Source organism: Chamaesiphon sp. VAR_48_metabat_403, assembly GCF_031422475.1.
In the GTDB taxonomy this organism is placed as follows: Bacteria; Cyanobacteriota; Cyanobacteriia; order Cyanobacteriales; family Chamaesiphonaceae; genus Chamaesiphon.
Map to the genome: position 1 here is coordinate 1 of NZ_JANPLS010000310.1, position 3,163 is coordinate 3,163.

The 3,163-nt window shown below is 44.1% G+C and carries 2 protein-coding genes and 1 riboswitch; both genes read left to right on the forward strand.

What is annotated here, in order from left to right; genetic code table 11:
- Nucleotides 1-280 precede the first annotated feature (280 nt).
- Nucleotides 281-2,263 (forward strand): DNA sulfur modification protein DndD, encoded by a 1,983-nt coding sequence (gene dndD / locus RMO79_RS14900; protein ID WP_310483962.1) that lies wholly within the window; start codon nt 281-283, stop codon nt 2,261-2,263.
- A 61-nt stretch (nt 2,264-2,324) separates the two neighbouring features.
- A riboswitch (cobalamin riboswitch) is annotated at nt 2,325-2,475 on the forward strand.
- A gap of 29 nt (nt 2,476-2,504) precedes the next feature.
- Nucleotides 2,505-3,163: cobalamin biosynthesis protein CobW (gene cobW, locus RMO79_RS14905; protein ID WP_310483963.1), on the forward strand; the 659-nt coding region annotated here is incomplete at its 3' end.

Genomic DNA, 3,163 nt, shown 5'->3' on the forward strand with positions numbered 1-3,163 from the left:
CTCCACCAACAACTTCCCAAGTCAAAAACAACTTTACTACCCCTCAGCGGTCATGCTTGCCTGCTAGAAAGAGATATTAATTTAGCCGATCTCTTGTAAGCGGGGAGTAAGAAGTAAGAAGTAAGAAGTAAGAAGTAAGAAGTAAGAAGTAAGAAGTAAGAAGTAAGAAGTAAGAAGTAAGAAGTAAGAAGTAAGAAGTAAGAAAGATTTTGGATTAACAATTTATCTGTCCCCCAGTCCCCCGTCCCCCCGCTCCCCGATCCTAACTCCCATCTCCCCTATGCTATTCCGCGAACTGGTATTAGAAAACTTCGGTTCTTATCTCGGTAAGAATACAATTAATTTACTACCGGATACCTCCGCAGATAGCCGTCCGATTATTCTGATTGGGGGCATGAATGGTGGTGGTAAAACGACAATTATGGATGCCATTCGCTTGGCTCTATATGGTGCGCGCGCTCAGTGTTCGACGCGGGGAAATTTGAGTTATGGTGAATTTTTAGATCGATGTGTCAGTCGGCAAACATTACCAACCGAAAAAGCACGGGTAGAATTAGCTTTTCAGATTGCTGAAGATGGTGACTTTAGGGATATTCGGATCGTTAGATATTGGGAGCGCAACCCTAAAGATGGGAAGGATACTTTAGCAATTTTAGTAGATGATTGGGCGGATAAAGCTTTATTAAATACCTGGGATGAATATATTGAAAATCTCCTGCCATTAGGGATTTCTAATTTATTCCTATTCGATGGCGAACAAGTTAAAGAATTAGCAGAGCAAGAAACACCACCTGTCGGCGTGTACGATGCAATTCAATCGTTACTCGGTTTAGAATTAGCCGAAAGATTAGCTACAGATTTAGATGTATTAGTAAGTAGAAAACGCAAAAATGCCGCCAATAAAAGTCAACTAGAGGCGATCGATAAAATTGAGGCTAGATTAGAGCAACAACAATTAGAACTAGCCCAATTACAAGACCGATCGGTCAAGCTCGAAGCCAAGCTAGAAACTGCAATCGATCGCGAACGACAAGCCTTCGATAAATTCGTACTTGAAGGGGGCAAAATTGCCGCTCAAGGTAAGGAATTAGAATTAGAATCGAAAGCTATCCAAACCCAAATCGATCGGCTGCGGCAAGAGCTAGGGCATCTAGCCGCAGGTAATTTACCACTGGCTTTAATTACACCTTTACTCGTAAAAATTCGATCGCAAGCGCGGCTCGAATTACGCCATCAACAAGCTAAAGCCGCACTCGATTTATTAGTCGATCGCGATCGGCGTTTGCTCGAATATTTACAACAAAAAACAATCTCAACCGAGCGGATTACCGATATTCAAGCCTTTTTAGAACTTGAAAATCAGAGCTTAAAGCAAGATGCTAAATTAGATCCACCCGCCTGGTTGAATGCCGATGTAGAAGCGATCGAACAGTTAGATAATATCCTCAAATCCGATCTCGATCGCGACATCGATAAAGTCAGCGAACTGCAAGCTCAATTAACAAAACTCGAAGCAGAATTAGATTTTGTCGATCGGCAAATTGCCACAGCCGCATCGCCAGAAGAATATACCCGCCTGAAAGATCGAGAAACCACCGCCCGCGAATTAGTATCTCAGCTTAAAGCCGACAAAATTACTAGCGAACGTCAATACCAAGAACTCGATCGGATTATTGCTAAAACAAAACAAGAACTAGCAACTTATACCGAAACTAATATCAAGCTGAAAAACGATTTACATATTATTGAATCCGTCGCCAAAGTTAAAGCGACATTAGAAATATTTAAAGCCAAACTCACCCTCAAAAAAATTAATAAACTCGAAAACGAAGTGACCGAGTGTTTGCGATATCTCTTACATAAATCCGAACTCGTCCAGCGAGTCACGATCGATAGTAACACCTTCACCTTATCTCTTCACGATCGCGAGGGCAAATCATTACCAAAACATCGACTTTCCGCAGGTGAAAAACAACTCTTAGCAATCGCCTTATTATGGGGATTAGCACGAGTATCAGGGCGACAATTGCCAATTGCGATCGATACACCATTGGGTAGATTAGATTCCTCTCACCGTACCAATTTGCTCGAACGTTATTTCCCCACCGCCAGTCAACAAGTTATCCTACTATCTACAGATACCGAAATTGCCGAAAGTGAGGTTGCAAATCTGCGCGCGCAAGCTGCAATTACTCGCGAATATATCCTAGAATACGATCCTGGCGAACAGCGCACGAGGATTCGATCGGGATATTTTTGGTAGAATCAAGCGAGCTATGCGATTAATAAAGTTTACCGCCAAGATGTAGCGAGTAATTGCGGTAAACTATAAGACCGAACTCGGTTCTACTGGGGAGCAGCCAGTAGAGGTAACGGGGAAAGTTTGGTGCAAAGCCAACGCTGTCTGTGCAACTGTAAATCGATTCCTGCGGAAATCGAGAAGTCAGGATGCCCGCCGAGGTACGTATATTTCCATTTGTGCGCGGCACGCAAATTAACTTAACATGGCAAAAAAAATTCCCGTCACCGTTATTACCGGATTCTTGGGTAGTGGCAAAACCACGCTGATTCGACATTTACTCACCCACAATCAAGGGCGACGGATTGCGGTAATTGTCAATGAATTTGGCGAATTAGGTATCGATGGGGAGTTATTGCGATCGTGTCAAGTTTGCCCCGATGATGAGATCGAAACCCCCAATAATATCGTCGAACTCACCAACGGTTGCTTGTGCTGTACGGTACAAGAAGAATTTCTCCCCACGATGCAAGCCCTAATTGCACGCAAAGATGACATTGACTGCATTCTCATCGAAACCTCCGGTTTGGCACTCCCCAAGCCGCTAATTACCGCCTTCCGCTGGCCAGAAATTCGCACCGCAGCGACGGTAGATGCGGTCATTACGGTGGTCGATTGCGATGCCGTGGCAGATGGGAGGTTTGCCAGCGATCCGGCGGCTGTAGACGCGCTCAGGCTAGAGGATGAGAATCTAGATCACGAGACTCCATTGCAGGAGTTATTTGAGGATCAGTTGGCTTGTGCGGATTTGGTGATTTTAAATAAAGCCGACTTAGTAACTGCCGAACAATATCAACAAACGATCGATCTAGTCAACCAAGAACTACCCCGCGCTGTGAAAATAGTTACTAGCGATCGGGGTAT

Excerpts from the sequence above, each read along its gene's own strand:
- dndD (WP_310483962.1), top strand. The coding sequence starts at position 281 with ATGCTATTCCGCGAACTGGTATTAGAAAACTTCGGTTCTTATCTCGGT.